19 protein-coding genes and 1 tRNA gene are annotated in these 17,621 nt (G+C 64.6%); 13 read left to right on the forward strand and 7 right to left on the reverse strand.

Going from position 1 to position 17,621, the window contains the following annotated elements:
• Positions 1-209: 209 nt before the first annotated feature.
• The gene (locus AC0L2J_RS32295; protein WP_473395677.1) at positions 210-1,427 is read right to left on the reverse strand and encodes a CaiB/BaiF CoA transferase family protein; all 1,218 of its coding nucleotides are present in this window, start codon (positions 1,425-1,427) and stop codon (positions 210-212) included.
• Between the two features lie 175 nt (positions 1,428-1,602).
• Positions 1,603-2,028 carry an organic hydroperoxide resistance protein gene (locus tag AC0L2J_RS32300; protein ID WP_063992186.1) on the reverse strand — a complete coding sequence of 142 codons (426 nt, stop codon included), beginning with the start codon at positions 2,026-2,028 and terminating at the stop codon, positions 1,603-1,605.
• Between the two features lie 154 nt (positions 2,029-2,182).
• Here AC0L2J_RS32300 and AC0L2J_RS32305 point away from each other — a divergent pair, with 154 nt between their 5' ends.
• Positions 2,183-2,644, forward strand: a complete 462-nt coding sequence (locus AC0L2J_RS32305) for a MarR family winged helix-turn-helix transcriptional regulator (protein ID WP_473395678.1) — start codon at positions 2,183-2,185, stop codon at positions 2,642-2,644.
• Between the two features lie 10 nt (positions 2,645-2,654).
• Here the strand turns inward: AC0L2J_RS32305 and AC0L2J_RS32310 are convergent, their stop codons facing one another.
• The 3 genes from AC0L2J_RS32310 to AC0L2J_RS32320 form a co-directional block, all read right to left on the reverse strand.
• Positions 2,655-2,897 (reverse strand): GIY-YIG nuclease family protein, encoded by a 243-nt coding sequence (locus AC0L2J_RS32310; protein WP_007603948.1) that lies wholly within the window; start codon positions 2,895-2,897, stop codon positions 2,655-2,657.
• Positions 2,898-3,032: 135 nt separating this feature from the next.
• Positions 3,033-3,108 (reverse strand) — tRNA-Ala (locus AC0L2J_RS32315).
• Between the two features lie 66 nt (positions 3,109-3,174).
• Complete coding sequence (locus tag AC0L2J_RS32320) at positions 3,175-3,585, reverse strand: TIGR02300 family protein (protein ID WP_007598417.1); 411 nt, start codon at positions 3,583-3,585, stop codon at positions 3,175-3,177.
• A 172-nt stretch (positions 3,586-3,757) separates the two neighbouring features.
• Here AC0L2J_RS32320 and aroA point away from each other — a divergent pair, with 172 nt between their 5' ends.
• The 12 genes from aroA (at position 3,758) to AC0L2J_RS32380 (ending at position 15,998) form a co-directional block, all read left to right on the forward strand.
• Positions 3,758-5,095, forward strand: coding sequence for a 3-phosphoshikimate 1-carboxyvinyltransferase (gene aroA, locus AC0L2J_RS32325; RefSeq protein ID WP_063992184.1), 1,338 nt, complete (start codon positions 3,758-3,760; stop codon positions 5,093-5,095).
• Entirely contained in the window at positions 5,092-5,730 is a 639-nt protein-coding gene (cmk, locus tag AC0L2J_RS32330) for a (d)CMP kinase (protein WP_007603946.1), read from the forward strand. Before aroA ends, cmk begins: the two co-directional genes overlap by 4 nt.
• Positions 5,731-5,997: 267 nt before the next feature.
• Complete coding sequence (gene rpsA / locus AC0L2J_RS32335) at positions 5,998-7,704, forward strand: 30S ribosomal protein S1 (RefSeq protein WP_007598413.1); 1,707 nt, start codon at positions 5,998-6,000, stop codon at positions 7,702-7,704.
• 277 nt (positions 7,705-7,981) lie between these two features.
• Positions 7,982-8,962, forward strand: a complete 981-nt coding sequence (gene sppA / locus AC0L2J_RS32340) for a signal peptide peptidase SppA (protein ID WP_007603945.1) — start codon at positions 7,982-7,984, stop codon at positions 8,960-8,962.
• 172 nt (positions 8,963-9,134) lie between these two features.
• On the forward strand, positions 9,135-9,440 hold the full coding sequence (locus AC0L2J_RS32345; protein ID WP_007598410.1) for an integration host factor subunit beta: 306 nt from the start codon (positions 9,135-9,137) through the stop codon (positions 9,438-9,440).
• Positions 9,441-9,511: 71 nt separating this feature from the next.
• On the forward strand, positions 9,512-9,904 hold the full coding sequence (locus tag AC0L2J_RS32350) for a lipopolysaccharide assembly protein LapA domain-containing protein (protein ID WP_007603944.1): 393 nt from the start codon (positions 9,512-9,514) through the stop codon (positions 9,902-9,904).
• An 81-nt stretch (positions 9,905-9,985) separates the two neighbouring features.
• Entirely contained in the window at positions 9,986-10,657 is a 672-nt protein-coding gene (locus tag AC0L2J_RS32355) for a phosphoribosylanthranilate isomerase (RefSeq protein WP_473395679.1), read from the forward strand.
• Positions 10,654-11,871 (forward strand): tryptophan synthase subunit beta, encoded by a 1,218-nt coding sequence (trpB, locus tag AC0L2J_RS32360; protein WP_063992182.1) that lies wholly within the window; start codon positions 10,654-10,656, stop codon positions 11,869-11,871. Before AC0L2J_RS32355 ends, trpB begins: the two co-directional genes overlap by 4 nt.
• Entirely contained in the window at positions 11,868-12,704 is an 837-nt protein-coding gene (trpA, locus tag AC0L2J_RS32365) for a tryptophan synthase subunit alpha (protein WP_473395680.1), read from the forward strand. Before trpB ends, trpA begins: the two co-directional genes overlap by 4 nt.
• 123 nt (positions 12,705-12,827) lie before the next feature.
• On the forward strand, positions 12,828-13,769 hold the full coding sequence (accD, locus tag AC0L2J_RS32370; RefSeq protein WP_007603940.1) for an acetyl-CoA carboxylase, carboxyltransferase subunit beta: 942 nt from the start codon (positions 12,828-12,830) through the stop codon (positions 13,767-13,769).
• Positions 13,766-15,109 carry a bifunctional folylpolyglutamate synthase/dihydrofolate synthase gene (locus AC0L2J_RS32375; protein WP_007603939.1) on the forward strand — a complete coding sequence of 448 codons (1,344 nt, stop codon included), beginning with the start codon at positions 13,766-13,768 and terminating at the stop codon, positions 15,107-15,109. The genes accD and AC0L2J_RS32375 overlap by 4 nt, the downstream gene beginning before the upstream one ends.
• 148 nt (positions 15,110-15,257) lie before the next feature.
• Complete coding sequence (locus tag AC0L2J_RS32380; protein ID WP_007603938.1) at positions 15,258-15,998, forward strand: metallophosphoesterase family protein; 741 nt, start codon at positions 15,258-15,260, stop codon at positions 15,996-15,998.
• A gap of 97 nt (positions 15,999-16,095) precedes the next feature.
• Here the strand turns inward: AC0L2J_RS32380 and AC0L2J_RS32385 are convergent, their stop codons facing one another.
• Positions 16,096-17,109, reverse strand: a complete 1,014-nt coding sequence (locus AC0L2J_RS32385; RefSeq protein ID WP_035973470.1) for an ATP-dependent DNA ligase — start codon at positions 17,107-17,109, stop codon at positions 16,096-16,098.
• Between the two features lie 145 nt (positions 17,110-17,254).
• Entirely contained in the window at positions 17,255-17,575 is a 321-nt protein-coding gene (trxA, locus tag AC0L2J_RS32390; RefSeq protein ID WP_007598398.1) for a thioredoxin, read from the reverse strand.
• Positions 17,576-17,621: the final 46 nt, after the last annotated feature.

Raw genomic sequence — 17,621 nt, forward strand, 5'->3', positions numbered from 1 at the left:
CACGCACAAAAAAATGCCCCACATCGAGCCTCACTCCCGCTCGGCCAATTAAGCAAAGCCCTCGCTTGCGGGAGAGGTCGCGCCGAAGGCGCGGGTGAGGGCTCTCTCCGCTTGGGGATTGTCCCGTTGCGGAGACACCCTCTCCCCAACCCTCTCCCGCAAGCGGGCGAGGGAGCGCACCTACGGTGAGGCTCGATCTTCGTCTTATCTCAGCGCTTGCGCTGGGGTCCGCAGACCGTGCCCTGCTCCACCATCACGTCAATCTCGGACCTGGTGTAGCCGAATTCGCCGAGCACCTCGGCCGCGTGCTCGCTGAATTTCGGCGGCAGGCGACGCAGGCTCGGCTTGCTGCGGTCGAGCCGGATCGGCGACGCCATGCCCTTGTACCAGTCCTTCTCGATAATATCGCCGCGGGCGATCGTGTGCGGGTTGGTCAACGCCTGGTCGATCTTCTGCACGGGGCCTGCGGGCAGGCCGGCGGCAAGCAGGCGATTGCACAGCGGCTCGGCCTCGTGCTGGCTGAACACGGTGGCGAGCTCGGCCCGCAGCGCTTCGCGATTGGCGATGCGGTCCTTGTTGCGCGCAAAGCGCGGATCGGTGCCGAGCTCGGGCTTGCCGATCTCCTTGGCGAGCTTGCGGAAGGTGCCGTCATTGCCGACGCCGATGAAGATGTTGTCGGTCTTGGTCGGGAAGATCGCATAGGGCACGAGGTTGGGATGCTCGTTGCCGGTGAGCGCCGGCGGCTTGCCGTGCATGAAATAATTCGCGGTGTGCGGATGCATGATGGCGAGACCGGTCTCGTACAGCGTGGTCTCCAGGAACTGGCCCTGGCCCGAGCGCTGACGCTCCGACAGCGCCATCAAGATGCCGATCGCCGCATAGAGGCCGGTGCCGATGTCGACCAGCGGCACGCCGATCCGCATCGGTCCGCTCTCGGGCGAGCCGGTCGCCGCGATCATGCCGGTCATGGCCTGGATGATGGCGTCATAGCCGGGATTGCCGCCACGCGGGCCGTCGGCGCCGAAGCCGCAGATCCGGCAATGGACGAGGCGCGGGAATTTCTCGCGCAACACCTCGTTGCCGATGCCCCATTTCTCCAACGTGCCCGGCTTGAAGTTCTCGATCAGGACGTCGGCGCTCTCCAGCATCTTGAGCAGCACGGTCCGGCCGCCCTCGGAGGCGAGGTCGAGGCCGATCGAGCGCTTGTTGCGGTTGATGCCGATGAAATAGGCCGCGTCCTCCTCGTGGAAGGGAGGGCCCCAGTCGCGCACCTCGTCGCCTGCGGGCGGCTCGACCTTGATCACGTCGGCGCCGTGGTCGGCGAGAATCTGGGTGCAATAGGGACCGCCGAGCACGCGCGTGAGATCGATGACGCGCAGGCCGCTCATTGCACCCGTGGCGGCTCCAGAACTGGCGGCTTCAGTCATGCCTTCGCGTCCCCTGTGTCGACATTGATCACAGGCCTAACGAGGTTCGTCCGAGCCGGCAATGGCTTCCCGCGTAGGGCGTCATGCAGGCCTCTCGCCGCATCCCGCGGGATGGCAAATCAAGGGAAACGGCCGGCCCGAGGGGGATCCCGGGCCGGCCGCTTCACGTAACCGATCAGACGACCGTCAGGCGAACGTCGACATTGCCGCGCGTCGCGTTGGAATAGGGGCACACCTGGTGCGCCTTCTCGACCAGCGCCTCGGCTTCCGCGCGGGCGAGGCCCGGCAGCGAGACGGCAAGGTCGATGTCGAGACCGAAGCCGCCCTCGGCGCGCGGGCCAATGCCGACGGTCGAGGTCACGGAGGCGTCGGCCGGAACCTTGGGGCCGCCCTGCGAGGACACGAACTTCATCGCCCCGATGAAGCAGGCGGCATAGCCCGCCGCAAACAGCTGCTCGGGATTGTTGCCGGCGCCGCCTCCGCCGCCGAGTTCCTTCGGCGTGGTGAGCTTGACGTCGAGCGCGCCATCGAGGGTCGCAGCATGCCCGTCGCGGCCGCCGGTGGCCTTTGCGCTGGTCTTGTAGAGGACGTTCACTGACATTTTCGTCTCCCTGTGTTTTCGGGTGGGGTGCGATCCTTATCGCAAGCAATTAGATTGCGCGCAATTGAAATTATGGCGCCTCACATTTAATTGTTCGCAATTGAATGTGGCGACGGCCGGCCCCAGAATGGAAGCAAGTCCTGTGAGATTCTCCATGCCCCGGAAACATTCGGCAGCGGACGCGCCGCTGCGCCTCGACAACCAGATCTGCTTCGCGATCTATTCGGCCGCGCATGCCTTCAACCGCGTCTACAAGCCGCTGCTGGACCGGCTCGGCCTGACCTATCCGCAATACCTGGTGATGCTGGTGCTGTGGGAGCGCGACGACGTGCCGGTCAAGGACATCGGCGAAAAGCTGTTCCTGGATTCGGGCACGCTGACGCCGCTGCTCAAGCGGCTCGAGGCGGCCCACCTCGTCAAGCGCACGCGCTCGAGCGAGGACGAACGTCAGGTGCTGATCGCATTGACGCCGCAGGGCCAGGCCCTGAAGGACAAGGCGCGCGCCGTGCCGCAATCGATCCTGGCGGCCTCGGACTGCTCGGTCTCGGAACTGGTCGCGATGAAGGACGAGATTGTGGCGTTGCGTGATCGGCTGAATGCGGTGATCGGGGAGTAGGGGGGCGTGCTTAGGACAGCCGCTTCTTTGTGAAGGCTCGGCCGGAGTGGGACTTCAGGTACGCTTCAAAAGCGAGCGCCTTGTACTTGTCGGGGAAGGCGCAGTACCAGATCAGCTTCCAAGGCTTGAACTTGGCGGTGTGGGTGGATTTGCCAGCATTGTGCTCTGGAATCCGGCGCTTCAGATCTTCCGTAGCCCCAACGTATTCCTGCTCGGGAAATTCGATGCTGCGGAGGATGTAGACGTACCACATTGACGATTATCGCCTGGGCAGCCGCTGCGTGGGAGTCTCACCAGTCCGTCTTCGCCCTTCGGGCTTCGCCGGACACCACGCTTCGCCCTTCGGGCTGTGCGCGGCTGCGCCACGCGGAGCCCGAAGGGCGAAGCGTGGTGGAGCCAGGCGGGATCGAACCGCCGACCTCTTGCATGCCATGCAAGCGCTCTCCCAGCTGAGCTATGGCCCCTTAACCGTCCGACGCGCCTTGGGCGACGCGTCGGGAAAGACCCAGAACCACAGTTCTGGAATTATCTCAAGTCTCTTCGTCACCGCCGACATCACCAATGATGTCGGTCACGTCCTCATCGCCTTCTTCGTCGTCGGCGATAAAGGTCGAATCGTCGTCGTCATCGTCCTCGATGGTCTCATCGACTTCGATGTCGTCCTCGGATTCGGGCACGACGGCCTTGACCTTACCGGTGTTCTCCTCGGCGTCGGCCTCCTCGAGCGAGACCTCCTCGACCTCCGCCGGCTCCGGCGTGGCGTCGGCGGCAGCGGCTGCGTGACGGGCTTCGGCGCCACGGGGCGCGCGAGCCGGCGCGATGGGCGCGATCGGCACGACTTCACCGGTATAAGGCGAGATCACCGGATTCTTGTTGAGGTCATAGAACTTTTTGCCCGTGGTCGGGCAAATACGTTTAGTTCCGAGTTCGGACTTGGCCACGGCAGAGGAATCCTGGAAATGTCTGAAAAGCGGTGCTTCACTTGGCTAGTTGGCGGCCCGCTGTCAATAGCGCATTGCGGGAGAACGACATGCCCGTGACGGCGGGGAGACCGTGTGGTACCTGCCCCGCGAGTCCCACAGGGACGTTTCGGGCCTATCCAAGGACACAAACTTGACCGATTCCGACAAGCCGACGCCGCTCCAATCGCGCGCCAGCGGTCCCCTGACCGGGAAAGTACGGGTGCCCGGAGACAAGTCGATCTCCCACCGTGCTCTCATCCTCGGCGCGCTCGCAATCGGAGAGACGCGGATTTCGGGCCTCCTGGAGGGCGAGGACGTCCTTAACACCGCAAAATCCATGCAGGCGCTCGGCGCCAGGGTCGAGCGCACCGGAGATTTCGCCTGGAAGGTGAACGGCGTGGGGGTCGCGGGCTTCGCGGAGCCCAAAGCGCCGCTGGATTTCGGCAACTCCGGCACCGGCTGCCGGCTCGTCATGGGCGCCGTCGCGGGCTGCCCGATCTCTGCGATTTTCGACGGCGATGCCTCGCTGCGGAGCCGGCCCATGCGCCGGATCCTGGACCCTCTCGAAAAGATGGGTGCGAAGGTGGTCTCCGGTGGCGAGGGCGGCCGTCTGCCGCTGACCGTCCAGGGTGCGCGCGATCCGCTGCCGATCACCTACAAGACCCCGGTCGCCTCGGCCCAGATCAAATCCGCCGTGCTGCTCGCGGGCTTGGCCGCGCCGGGCGCCACGACCGTCATCGAGACCGAGGCCAGTCGCGACCACACCGAGCTGATGCTCAAGCATTTCGGCGCCGAGATCACCTCGGTACGGGAAGGTCAGCACGGCCGCCGTATCACGCTCGTGGGGCAGCCTGAGCTGCATGGTGCCAATGTGGTCGTGCCCGCCGATCCCTCGTCGGCGGCGTTCCCCATCGTTGCTGCGCTGATCGTCGAAGGCTCCGAAATCGTCCTGTCCGATGTCATGACCAATCCGCTGCGGACCGGTCTTTTCACCACGCTGCGCGAAATGGGTGCTTCGATCGAGGAAAGTGAAGTTCGCGGCGACGCCGGCGAGCCGATGGCGAAGCTGCGCGTACGCGCCTCGAAACTGCGCGGTGTCGAAGTGCCGCCGGAGCGCGCACCGTCGATGATCGACGAATATCTGGTGCTGGCGGTGGCGGCCGCCTTCGCCGAGGGTACGACCATCATGCGCGGCCTCCAGGAGCTGCGCGTCAAGGAATCCGACCGTCTCGAAGCCACTGCCGCCATGCTCCGCGTCAACGGCGTGAAGGTCGAGGTCTCCGGCGACGATTTAATCGTCGAAGGCCGCGGCCACGTGCCCGGCGGCGGCGTTGTGGCCACCCACATGGACCATCGCATCGCGATGTCCGCGCTGGTGATGGGCTGCGCTTCCGACCAGCCGGTGACCGTCGATGACACCGCCTTCATCGCCACCAGTTTTCCGGATTTCATCCCGATGATGCGTTCGCTTGGGGCTGAGTTTTCATGATCATCGCCATCGACGGGCCCGCGGCGTCGGGCAAGGGCACCCTCGGCAAGCGCCTAGCCCACCATTACGGCTACCGTCATCTTGATACCGGCGTGATCTATCGCGCGGTGGCCTATTCCCTGATGCAGTCCGGTCATGATCTCCGGGACGAGGCGGCAGCGGTCGCTGCGGCGCTGGAACTCGATCCCGAAAAGTTTGGCAATCCCGCCCTGAAGACCCAGAAGGCCGGCGAGGGCGCCTCCATCGTCTCGGCGATCCCAAGGGTGCGCGAGGCCCTGATCAACTTTCAGCGACAATTCGCCGCCGATCCGCCCGGCGCCGTGCTCGATGGGCGGGATATTGGAACAGTGATCTGCCCCCATGCCGACGTGAAGATATTCGTCGTCGCCGACCCCAAGGTCCGTGCCCGCCGCCGGACCATGGAGGCCAAGGCACGGGGCGAGGAGGCCGACGAGGCCGCCGTGCTTGCCGACATCATCCAGCGCGACGAACGCGACAAGAACCGGGCGATTGCGCCTTTAAAACCGGCCGCGGATGCTTACTTGCTAGATAACTCCCAACTGGATATAGAAGGCGGCGTCCGGGCCGCCATCGACATTATCGAGGCCGTCCGAGCGGGCCGGTCGCGGGGTTAAGCCGCTGCCGTCATTGGAGGAAGCGCCCGCTCCCGCTCTTTGAGGTCGATACTCTCGGTCCCTGCTTGGGGCCGACGCGATCCAGGCTCCGGACAAAAGATTTCCACGTATCGCACGCGCGGGCCTCAGCCGGCCCGCTTCCGCTGTTCCGCCCTCCAGGTCGGAGCAGCGAGCGGTCGCTCGAAGGTTCTGCGGACCTTCCGACACTGCGCGTACGATGCGCCCAAGAACCCAACGGCCGGCACGACATCCGCAACTGGAGAACAAATGGCTTCGACTTCTGCTGATACCTATAGCCCGTCGCGCGACGATTTCGCCGCGATGCTCGACGAGTCCTTCGCAGGCGGCAACCTGCAGGAAAGCTCCGTCATCAAGGGCAAGGTTGTTGCAATCGAAAAGGACATGGCCGTCATCGACGTCGGTCTGAAGACCGAGGGCCGCGTTGCCCTGCGCGAATTTTCCGGCCCGGGCCGCGACAGCGAGCTCAAGGTCGGCGACGAGGTGGAAGTGTTCCTCGACCGGATCGAGAACGCCCTCGGCGAAGCCGTGCTGTCGCGCGACAAGGCGCGCCGCGAAGAGAGCTGGGGCAAGCTCGAGAAGGCCTTCCAGAACAACGAGAAGGTCAACGGCGTCATCTTCAACCAGGTCAAGGGCGGCTTCACCGTCGACCTCGACGGTGCCGTGGCCTTCCTGCCGCGTTCGCAGGTCGATATCCGTCCGATCCGCGACGTTGCGCCGCTGATGAACAACTCGCAGCCGTTCCAGATCCTCAAGATGGACCGTCGCCGCGGCAACATCGTGGTGTCCCGCCGCACCGTTCTCGAAGAGACCCGCGCCGAGCAGCGTCAGGAGCTGGTGCAGAACCTCGAAGAAGGTCAGGTCATCGACGGCGTGGTCAAGAACATCACCGATTACGGTGCGTTCGTTGATCTCGGCGGCATCGATGGTCTGCTGCACGTCACCGATATCGCGTGGCGCCGCGTCAACCATCCGACCGAGGTGCTCTCGATCGGCCAGACCGTGAAGGTCAAGATCATCAAGATCAACCACGAGACGCACCGCATCTCGCTGGGCATGAAGCAGCTGTTGGACGATCCGTGGCAGGGCATCGAAGCCAAGTACCCGCTGGGTGCCCGCTTCACCGGTCGCGTCACCAACATCACCGACTACGGCGCGTTCGTCGAGCTCGAGCCGGGCATCGAAGGCCTGATCCACGTCTCCGAGATGTCGTGGACCAAGAAAAATATGCACCCCGGCAAGATCGTTTCGACCTCGCAGGAAGTCGAAGTGCAGGTGCTGGAAGTCGATTCCGTCAAGCGCCGCATCTCGCTCGGCCTCAAGCAGACCATGCGCAACCCGTGGGAGGTCTTCGTCGAAGGTCACCCGACCGGTTCGACGGTCGAGGGCGAGGTCAAGAACAAGACCGAGTTCGGTCTGTTCCTGGGCCTCGAGGGCGACGTCGACGGCATGGTCCATCTCTCCGACCTCGACTGGAAGCAGCCGGGCGAGCAGGTGATCGACAACTACAAGAAGGGCGACATGGTCAAGGCCGTGGTGCTCGATGTGGACGTCGAGAAGGAGCGCATCTCGCTTGGCATCAAGCAGCTCGAAGGCGACCCCTTCGCCGAGCCGGGCGATGTCAAGAAGGGCGCGGTCGTGACCTGCGAAGTGATCGACGTGAAGGAGAGCGGCATCGAGGTGAAGATCACCGGTACCGACTTCACCACCTTCGTGAAGCGCTCGGAACTCGCCCGCGACCGCAACGATCAGCGCGCCGAACGCTTCGCCGTCGGCGAGAAGGTCGATGCCCGCGTGATCCAGTTCGACAAGAAGGCCCGCAAGGTCCAGGTGTCGATCAAGGCGCTCGAAGTCGCCGAAGAGAAGGAAGCCATCGCGCAGTACGGCTCCTCCGATTCGGGAGCTACGCTCGGCGACATCCTCGGCACCGCGCTCAAGAACCGCGACACCAAGTAAGCGAAACGCAGGTTTCGCTGCATCAAAGCCCCGGCGCGAGCCGGGGCTTTTTTGTTGTTGAGGCCGTAGCCTGGATGGAGCGAAGCCAATCCGGGATTCGTGCGCCGGCGGGATTTTCCCGGATTGCGCTTCGCTCCATCCGGGCTACGGACTCCATCCGGGTTACGCGGCAGGGCCTTGTTTTCTTCTAATTGCGCCGCAATTGATGTATCCAGATAAGTCAACGGTGACGCTGCGACGGCACAACGCGCCTGGCCTTTCATTTGGAGATATTGAGATGTCGCTCGATTCGGACATCATTGTCGATCGCCGCAGGATCCGCCGCAAGCTGACGTTCTGGCGCGTATTGGCCGCGCTGATCGCGATCGCGGCGATCGCAGGCTTCGCGCTGGTCGCGACGCCGGGTGCGCGCGGCACGTTCGCGTCCGCCGGCTCGATCGCACGGGTCCAGATCGACGGCCTGATCCGCAGCGATTCCGACCGCACGCAGGCGCTCGAACGGCTGGAGAATTCGCAGGCTGCCGCCGTCATCGTCCACATCAACTCGCCGGGCGGCACCACCGCCGGCTCCGAGCAGCTCTATGATTCGCTTGTACGGGTGAAGGCAAAGAAGCCGCTCGTCGTCGTCGTCGAAGGCCTCGCCGCCTCGGGCGGCTACATCACCGCGATTGCCAGCGATCACATCATCGCCCAGCAGAGCTCGCTGGTCGGCTCGATCGGCGTGCTGTTCCAGTTTCCGAACGTCTCGGAGCTGTTGAAGACCGTCGGCGTCAAGGTCGAGGAGGTAAAATCAACGCCGCTGAAGGCCGCGCCCAACGGTTTCGAGCCAACCAGCCCCGAGGCACGGGCCGCGCTCGACGCGCTGGTGAAGGATTCCTATGCCTGGTTCAAGGGATTGGTGAAGGACCGGCGTGGCATGGATGACACGCAGCTCGAGAAAGTGGTTGATGGCCGTGTCTTCACCGGACGTCAGGCCATCGATCTCAAGCTGATCGACCAGATCGGCGACGAGAAGACCGCCGTGGCCTGGCTGGTCGAGCAGAAGGGCGTCAAGAAGGGGCTCTCCGTGCGCGATTACAAGCTGCAGCCGCGCTTCAGCGATCTGCCGTTCCTCAAGACGGCGGCCGCAGTGACGCTGGAAGCACTGGGTTTAGGCTCGATTGCGCATCAAATCGGACAAACCGGCGTCGTGCAGGCGGTCGATCGGCTCGGAATGGATGGAATGCTGGCTTTGTGGCAGCCGGCGGCATCGAACTGACCGGCGCCGGGCGAGCTCCGGAGGGTTTTCCCGTTGGGCGCGTGCAGGGTCAGCCCGCTTTTTCGGCATTTGTCACGTATTTTCGCGACGCTCAACCTTCATTTAGCGTCTTGACAGATCACGGTATTTTCACGGAAATGGTCGTCCGCACGCTCCCGGGTCCTATCTCTCGATGATCAAATCCGAACTTGTTCAGCGTATCGCCGAGCACAACCCGCATCTGTACCAGCGGGATGTCGAGAACATTGTGAATGCGATTCTCGAAGAGATCGTAGCGGCTCTCGCGCGCGGTGACCGCGTCGAGTTGCGCGGCTTCGGTGCCTTCTCGGTCAAGCATCGCCCTGCGCGCGCAGGGCGCAATCCGCGCACCGGCGCCCATGTGCCTGTCGATCAGAAGAGCGTTCCGTTCTTCAAGACCGGCAAGGAAATGCGCGAACGGCTGAATCGCGACCACCCGGATCCAGGCGCGCCAGACTGAGGTCCACCTCAGGGTTTCCCGCGGTCGCCAGTGATGCGGCCGCAACCTTGATTCAAGGCGAGCGAGCCGAGATGCGAAAATTCCTGACCGCGCTGGTCGTAATTCCGCTGGGCCTGGTCCTGGTGGTCTTTGCCGTCGCCAACCGGCAATTCGTCACGGTCTCGTTCGATCCCTTCGTTTCCAACGACCCGTCATTGTCGGTCACGCTGCCGCTGTTCCTGCTCCTGATCGTGGTGGCTGCGCTCGGGGTCATCGTCGGCGGTTGTGCCGTCTGGTTCGGGCAGCGGCACTGGCGGCGTGCGGCGCGACGGCACGACGCGGATGCCCGGGCCGCGCGAGGCGAGCTGGCCGATCTGCGAGCCCATGCGCCCGCAGCAAGGCCTGAGTCCCAGCGCCTCCCCGTTCCCTCCGGGATGGGGCTTTACGGGCCCGTCGGGCGAGACAAGCAGCGCGCGACGTTGTAGAAGCGGCCGAAGCCGAAAAGCCCGTTTTCCGGCCGCGGACCTGCGGCCTCCAGTTGCTTTGAGCCCATATCCGTCGAGAACATGTCCCTGCTCGTCAAAATCTGCGGCCTGTCCACGCCCGAGACGCTCGAAACGGCGCTCGATGCGGGTGCCGACATGGTGGGCTTCGTGTTCTTCCCGCCGTCGCCGCGGCATTTGTCGCTGGAAGCCGGCCGGGAGCTCGGCAAGCAGGTGAAGCGGCGCGCGCTCAGGGTCGCGCTCACCGTCGATGCCGACGATGCCACGCTCGACAACATCATGGACGCGCTGTCGCCGGATATCTTCCAGCTTCATGGCACGGAGAGCGTGGCGCGGCTGCGCGACATCAAGCGGCGGTTCGGTCGCCCGGTGATGAAGGTCGTGCCGGTCGCAACGTCAGCCGATCTCGCGGTGTTGCCCGGTTACGCAGAGGTGGCCGAACGCATCCTGTTCGACGCACGCGCGCCGAAGGACGCGACGCGGCCGGGCGGCCTCGGTGCCCCGTTCGATTGGCATCTGCTCGGAAACCTGGAGCTCGCGCTGCCGTATATGGTTTCGGGCGGGCTGCATGCAGGGAACGTCGCCGAAGCCGTTCGCGTGACCCGCGCCGGCGGCGTCGACGTCTCCTCCGGTGTCGAGACCGCCCCGGGCGTGAAGGACCCCGAGATGATCAAGGCCTTCATTCGCGCCGCGCGCGCAAGCCAAGATGCAAGTCAAGAGTTGAGCGTCCGATGAATGTTGTAAAACCCAATTCCTATCGCAGCGGCCCCGACGAGCGCGGCCATTTCGGCATTTTCGGCGGACGCTTCGTTGCCGAAACCCTGATGCCGCTGATCCTCGACCTGGAGAAAGCCTACACCGAGGCCAAGGCCGATCCGGCCTTCCAGATCGAGATGAACGGCTATCTCAAGAATTATGTCGGCCGGCCCTCGCCGCTCTATTTCGCCGAGCGCCTGACCGAGCATCTCGGCGGCGCGAAAATCTATCTCAAGCGCGAAGAGCTCAACCACACCGGCTCGCACAAGGTGAACAACGTGCTCGGCCAGATCATGCTGGCGCGGCGGATGGGCAAGAAGCGCATCATCGCCGAGACCGGCGCCGGCCAGCACGGTGTCGCCACCGCGACGCTGTGCGCGCGCTTCGGCCTGGAATGCATCGTCTACATGGGCGCCGTCGACGTCGAGCGGCAGCAACCCAACGTCATCCGCATGGAGATGCTGGGCGCAACGGTGGTCCCGGTGCAGTCGGGCACGCGCACGCTGAAGGACGCCATGAACGAGGCGTTGCGCGACTGGGTCACCAACGTGCACAACACGTTCTACTGCATCGGCACGGTCGCGGGTCCGCATCCCTATCCGACGCTGGTGCGCGACTTCCAGTCGATCATCGGCAACGAGACCAAGGCGCAGATGCAGGAGATCGAAGGCCGCCTGCCGGATTCGCTGGTCGCCTGCATCGGCGGCGGCTCCAACGCGATGGGCCTGTTTCATCCGTTCCTCGACGATTCCACCGTCGAGATCTTCGGCGTCGAAGCGGCGGGCCACGGGCTGACGCAACTGCATGCGGCATCGATCGCGGGCGGCCGTCCCGGCGTGCTGCACGGCAATCGCACTTATCTCCTGATGGATGCCGACGGCCAGATCCAGGACGCGCATTCGATCTCCGCCGGCCTCGATTATCCCGGCATCGGCCCCGAACACTCCTGGCTGCACGAGATCGGTCGCGTGAACTATCTCTCCGCGACCGACGACGAGGCGCTTGCAGCGTTCCAGCTGCTGTCGAAGCTGGAAGGCATCATCCCCGCGCTCGAACCGGCACATGCCATCGCCAAGGTGATGGAGCTCGCGCCGAAGCGCACGAAAGATCACCTGATGGTCGTCAACCTCTCCGGCCGCGGCGACAAGGACGTCCCGCAGGTCGGCGACATCCTGAGGGGCAAGAGCAAGTGACCACGCGTATCGACACCCGTTTCGCCGACCTGAAGAAAGCCGGCCGCGCGGCCTTCGTCACCTTCGTGATGGCCGGCGATCCCGATCCGGCGACCTCGCTCGAGATCATCAAGGCGCTGCCGAAGGCGGGCGCCGATGTGATCGAGCTCGGCATGCCCTTCACCGATCCGATGGCCGACGGTCCCTCGATCCAGGCGGCAGGCCTGCGCGCCCTCAAGGCCGGCATGACGCTGAAGAAGACGCTCGATCTCGTGCGCGGCTTCCGCAAGGACGACAACGCCACGCCGATCGTGCTGATGGGCTACTACAACCCGATCTACATCTATGGCGTCGACAAATTCCTGGTCGATGCGAAGAGTGCCGGCATCGACGGCCTCATCATCGTCGACCTGCCGCCGGAAGAGGACGACGAGCTCTGCCTGCCCGCGATGAAGGCCGGCCTCAATTTCATCCGCCTGGCGACGCCGACCACCGACGACAAGCGACTGCCGGCCGTGCTCGCCAACACCTCGGGCTTCGTCTACTACGTCGCGATCACCGGCATCACCGGCGCGGCGGCTGCGGACTCCACGGCCGTCGGCGAGGCAGTTGCCCGCATCAAGCGGCACACAAAACTGCCGGTCTGCGTCGGCTTCGGTATCCGCACGCCGGAGAATGCCCGCGCGATTGCTTCGCATGCCAATGGCGCCGTGGTCGGCACCGCGCTGGTCGATGCCCTCAAGAACAGCCTCGATGCGGACGGGCGCGCCACCGGCAAAACCGTCAACGCCGTCGCTGAGCTGACGGCGGCACTGGCCCAGGGCGTCAAAGGCGCGCAACAGGCGGCGGAATAGCCTTAATTCCGCTGCCAAGTCCGACGAGCAAGGCGGACGATACGGCGGCTTGCCGGGCCGGGTCCCGGCCGCCATATATCCCTTCAGGTGGTCCCCGGGCGGGATCGCACATCGGAGCAAACCATGAACTGGCTTACCAATGTGGTCCGGCCGAAGATCCGCAACATGCTGCGGCGGGAGACGCCGGAGAATCTGTGGATCAAGTGCCCGGATTCCGGACAGCTCGTGTTCTACAAGGACGTCGAGGCCAACCAGTTCGTCATTCCCGGCTCGAACTATCATATGCGCATGAACGCGGTGGCGCGTCTGAAGTCGATTTTCGACAACGAGACCTGGTACGACGTCGCACTGCCTGACGTCACGCCCGACCCGCTCAAGTTCCGTGACGAGAAGAAGTACGCCGACCGCATCAAGGATGCTCGCGCACGGACCAATCTGAACGACGCGATCAAGGTCGGCTACGGCAAGCTCGAAGGTGCCGCCGTCGTCGTCGCCGTGCAGGATTTCGACTTCATGGGCGGCTCGCTCGGCATGGCCGCGGGCGAAGCCATCGTGCGCGGGCTCGAGCTTGCGGTCGAGAAGAAGTCACCCTTCATCGTGTTCGCCGCCTCAGGCGGCGCGCGCATGCAGGAAGGCATCCTGTCGCTGATGCAGATGCCGCGCACCACGGTCGCGGTGCAGATGCTGCGTGAAGCAAAACAGCCCTACATCGTCGTGCTGACCAACCCGACCACGGGCGGCGTCACCGCGTCCTATGCGATGCTCGGCGACGTGCAGATCGCTGAACCGGGCGCGCTGATCGGTTTTGCCGGCGCGCGCGTGATCGAGCAGACCATTCGCGAAAAACTCCCCGAGGGTTTTCAGCGCGCCGAATATCTCAAGGAGCACGGCATGGTCGACATGGTCGTGCACCGCCACGAATTGCGCCCGACCCTGGCGCGGCTCTGCCGCCTGTTGACCAGGGCGCCGGCGCTTGAGACCGCCTCGAAACCGGTGCAGCCGGTCGTGAGCCCGGCGCAGATCGTATCGGCTCCCGAAACGGCGCCGACCGCGCCGCACGCGTGAACGCTTCCTCTGACCGCGCAAAGCCGCCGCTCGACGAATTGATCGGGCGGCTGTCGGCCCTGCATCAGAAGCGCATCGATCTCGGGCTGGAGCGGATGCACCGCCTGCTCGAGCGGCTCGGTCATCCCGAGCGCAAGCTGCCGCCGGTGATCCACATCGCCGGTACCAACGGCAAGGGCTCGACGCTGGCTTATCTGCGCGCGACGCTGGAAGCCGCCGGCCTGCGCGTCCACGCCTATACATCGCCCTATCTCGTTCGCATCAACGAATGTTTCCGGCTCGGTCGCGTCGGTGGCGGCGTGCTGGTCGGTGACGACGAGTTGCGCGCGGCGCTGGAAGAGGTCGAGCGTCTCAATGCCGGCGAGCCGGCCACCTTGTTCGAGCTCAAGACGGCGGCTGCGTTTCATCTGTTCGCGCAGAACCCGGCCGATGTGGTTCTGCTGGAGGTGGGCCTTGGCGGCCGGCTGGATTCAACCAACGTAGTCGATACACCGGCGGCCTGCGTGATCACGCCCGTCAGCATGGATCACATGGATTTCCTCGGCGACACCTTGACGTCGATCGCTGGCGAAAAGGCCGCGATCATCAAGCGCGGCGTGCCCGTGGTTTGCGCCGAACAGCCGGCTGAGGCGATGGCTGTGATCGAGGCGCAGGCCAAGCGCATGCGCGCCCCGTTGTTTGCCGCGGGCGAGAGCTGGCACGTCAATGTCGAGAACGGGCGGCTGGTTTATTCCGATGAGCGCGGCTTGATGGATCTCGCGGCGCCGCGCCTGTTCGGCCGCCACCAGTTCGACAATGCCGGCCTCGCCATCGCGACGTTGCGGGCCACCAACGCCTTCAAGATCAACCAGGCGGCATTCGAGGCCGGGATCGTCGGTGCGGAATGGCCGGCACGGATGCAGCGCATCGCTTCGGGCGAGCTGCTCGCTCTCGGCCCCCAGGGCTCGGAGATCTGGCTCGACGGCGGCCATAATGCGGAAGGCGGCCGCGTCGCGGCGGCCGCGCTCGGCGATCTCGAAGAGCGGGTGTCGCGGCCGCTGGTCGTGATCGCAGGCATGATGGCCAACAAGGATGCGAAAGGTTTTCTCGCCAATTTCGCCGGTCTGACCCGTCACATCATCGCGGTGCCGATTCCCGACACCGACAACGCCATGCCGGTCGACCGTCTCACCGATGCCGCCCGCAGCCTCGGTATGCGCGTCGAGCCCGCGCCCGGCATCGAGGCCGCACTGCGCGCCCTGGCGAAGCTCGCTTACGAAGTGCCGCCGCGCATCCTGATCACCGGTTCGCTCTATCTCGCCGGCCACGTGCTCGCCATCAACGGCACGCCTCCTGTATAGAGGGTCTCGTGTCCCGGACGCGGCGCGGCATGAAATGACGCGACGCAGAGCCGGGACCCAGAATGCCGCAACATGGGCCCCGGCTCTGCAGCGCACCGCTGAAGAAGCGCTGCGCTGCGTCCGGGGCACGATAGAGTGAGAAATGCCCATGCGTTTTGCCGCGATTGCCGACGTCCACGGAAATTACCTCGCGCTGGAAGCTGTGCTCGCCGACATCCGCGCGCAAGCCATCTCCGGCATCGTCAATCTCGGCGACATGCTCAGCGGCCCGCTCGATGCGCGCCGGACCATTGAGATATTGATGAAGCTCGATGCCGTGCACGTGCTCGGCAATCACGACCGCTATCTGCTCGATCGTCCGCCGGAGAAGATGGGCTCGTGGGATCGCCCGGCCCATGCGCAGCTCAATGCTGCGCAACTCGACTGGCTACGCGCGCAACCGATGACACGCGTCTTTCGCGATCAGGTTTTCATGTGTCATGCGACGCCCGACAATGACGAGGTCTACTGGCTCGATACCGTGCATCCGGACGGCGCGGTGGCGCTGTCGCCGCTCGATCGCATCGAGCAATTTGCGCAAGGCATCACGCAAACGCTGATCCTGTGCGCCCACACCCATCTCGCCCGTGCCGTACGACTTCGCGACGGAAGGCTGATCGTCAATCCCGGCAGCGTCGGCGGCCCCGGCTTTCGTGACAAGCATCCGTTCCCGCATGTTGTGGAGGCCGGTACGCCGCACGCACGCTATGCGATCCTCGAGCTGACCGATGGCGCCTGGCGGGTCACGTTCCGCCATGTCGTCTACGATCACGAGGCGATGGCCGCGCTCGCTCGCCGCAATGGCCACCCGGAGCTGGCGAACGCGCTGGCGACGGGATGGATCGGATAGTTCGCTTCGTAGCCTGGATGGAGCGAAGCGCAATCCGGGAATCGTGCCACCAATGACGACGGCCCCGGATTGCGCTGCGCTCCATCCGGGCTACCGGCTACGGTTGTTTCAGCAGCTTCATCGGATCCACCGCTTTCTGCTTCAGCTGCTCGAAGCTGCATTGCCGCGGGGCCTTGTCGGGGCGCCAGCGCAGGATCGAGGTGCCGTGGCGAAAGCGCTCGCCGCTGAAATGGTCGTAGCAGACCTCGATCACCAGCTTCGGCTTGAGCGGACACCACTTGGCCGAGCGCTCGGTGGACCAGCGGCTCGGCCCGCCCGGCGCGTTGCCGGTGAATCCTGGCTCGCCGATCAGCGCCTCCAGTCGATCGGTCAGGTCAGGCTTTTCCGTCGCCTTGATCGCCGAGGTGAAGCCGACATGATGAAGGAGACCTTCGTCATCGTAGAGCCCAAGCAGCAGCGATCCCACCACCTTCCGGCCGGCGAGCTTGTTGGTCGCATAGCGGAAGCCGCCGACCACGCAATCGGCGCTGCGGAATTTCTTGATCTTCTGCATGCCGTCGCGATTTCCCGCCTGGTAGGGCAGGTCGACGCGCTTGGCGATGACGCCGTCCGAGCCGCCGCCAGATTGCGCCAGCCATTTTTTCGCAATGGCATAGCTCGTCGTCACCGGGGAGAGGCGGAAGACGCTGCCTTTCAGATTGGCTTTGGCAAACGCTTCCAGCGCCGGGCGCCGCTCGCTCAGCGGCTGTCCGGCAAGCTGCTTCTCCCTGGCCGTCGCAAGCAAATCGAAGGCGAGATAGAGCGCCGGTGTTTCCTCCGAGAGTTTCTTCACGCGGCTCGCCGCAGGGTGAATGCGTTGCAGCAGCGCGTCGAAGGAAAAGCCCTTGCCGTGCGGCACGACGATCTCGCCGTCGAGCGCGAAGCGATCCGCCCTTAGCCTCAGTGCTGCGGCGACGATCTCGGGGAAATAGCGCGCGAGGTCTTCGCCGGATTTTGAGCGCAGATCAATGCTGCCGCCGTTGCGCGACAGCAGGCAGCGGAAGCCATCCCATTTCGGCTCGTATTGCCATTCCTTGCCGCGCGGGATCGCGTCGACCGACCGCGCCTCCATCGCCATGAGAGAGGCCGACTTTCGCGCGCGCTTTGCGGGAGGAGGAGGCAACAGGCGGGACTCATCATACGCTGGACATGTCCCATCAACGCAAAACGGCCGGCTTTAGCCGGCCGCTTCCAAAAATATTCTTCCGCGAGGCGGATCAGACCGCGGAGGTGATCCACTGCTGCAACTTCGCCTTCGGCGCTGCGCCGACCTGGCGGGAGGCCATCTCGCCGCCCTTGAAGATCATCAGGGTCGGGATCGACATCACGCCATATTTCGACGCGGTCTTCGGGCTCTCGTCGACGTTGAGCTTCACGATCTTGACCTTGTCGCCCATCGCGCCGGCGATCTCGTCGAGCGCGGGTGCGATCATCCGGCAGGGGCCGCACCATTCGGCCCAGAAATCGACGACCACGGGGCCGTTTGCCTTGAGCACTTCGGCTTCGAAATCGGTGTCAGAAACCTTACCAACGGCCATGGGAGTACCTCGTACCTGAGAGAAGGGCGCGACGGGAATCGCGCCC

Source organism: Bradyrhizobium sp. MV1.5, from assembly GCF_055807615.1.

Bases quoted from the DNA above. Each gene is read 5' to 3' on its own strand.
- cmk (WP_007603946.1), top strand. From the start codon at position 5,092: ATGATCATCGCCATCGACGGGCCCGCGGCGTCGGGCAAGGGCACCCTC.
- AC0L2J_RS32300 (WP_063992186.1), bottom strand. From the start codon at position 2,028: ATGTCAGTGAACGTCCTCTACAAGACCAGCGCAAAGGCCACCGGCGGC.
- AC0L2J_RS32310 (WP_007603948.1), bottom strand. From the start codon at position 2,897: ATGTGGTACGTCTACATCCTCCGCAGCATCGAATTTCCCGAGCAGGAA.
- AC0L2J_RS32350 (WP_007603944.1), top strand. From the start codon at position 9,512: ATGCGAAAATTCCTGACCGCGCTGGTCGTAATTCCGCTGGGCCTGGTC.
- trxA (WP_007598398.1), bottom strand. From the start codon at position 17,575: ATGGCCGTTGGTAAGGTTTCTGACACCGATTTCGAAGCCGAAGTGCTC.
- AC0L2J_RS32385 (WP_035973470.1), bottom strand. From the start codon at position 17,109: ATGGAGGCGCGGTCGGTCGACGCGATCCCGCGCGGCAAGGAATGGCAA.
- accD (WP_007603940.1), top strand. From the start codon at position 12,828: ATGAACTGGCTTACCAATGTGGTCCGGCCGAAGATCCGCAACATGCTG.
- AC0L2J_RS32345 (WP_007598410.1), top strand. From the start codon at position 9,135: ATGATCAAATCCGAACTTGTTCAGCGTATCGCCGAGCACAACCCGCAT.
- sppA (WP_007603945.1), top strand. From the start codon at position 7,982: ATGTCGCTCGATTCGGACATCATTGTCGATCGCCGCAGGATCCGCCGC.
- trpB (WP_063992182.1), top strand. From the start codon at position 10,654: ATGAATGTTGTAAAACCCAATTCCTATCGCAGCGGCCCCGACGAGCGC.
- AC0L2J_RS32295 (WP_473395677.1), bottom strand. From the start codon at position 1,427: ATGACTGAAGCCGCCAGTTCTGGAGCCGCCACGGGTGCAATGAGCGGC.
- AC0L2J_RS32380 (WP_007603938.1), top strand. From the start codon at position 15,258: ATGCGTTTTGCCGCGATTGCCGACGTCCACGGAAATTACCTCGCGCTG.
- AC0L2J_RS32355 (WP_473395679.1), top strand. From the start codon at position 9,986: ATGTCCCTGCTCGTCAAAATCTGCGGCCTGTCCACGCCCGAGACGCTC.
- rpsA (WP_007598413.1), top strand. From the start codon at position 5,998: ATGGCTTCGACTTCTGCTGATACCTATAGCCCGTCGCGCGACGATTTC.
- AC0L2J_RS32305 (WP_473395678.1), top strand. From the start codon at position 2,183: ATGCCCCGGAAACATTCGGCAGCGGACGCGCCGCTGCGCCTCGACAAC.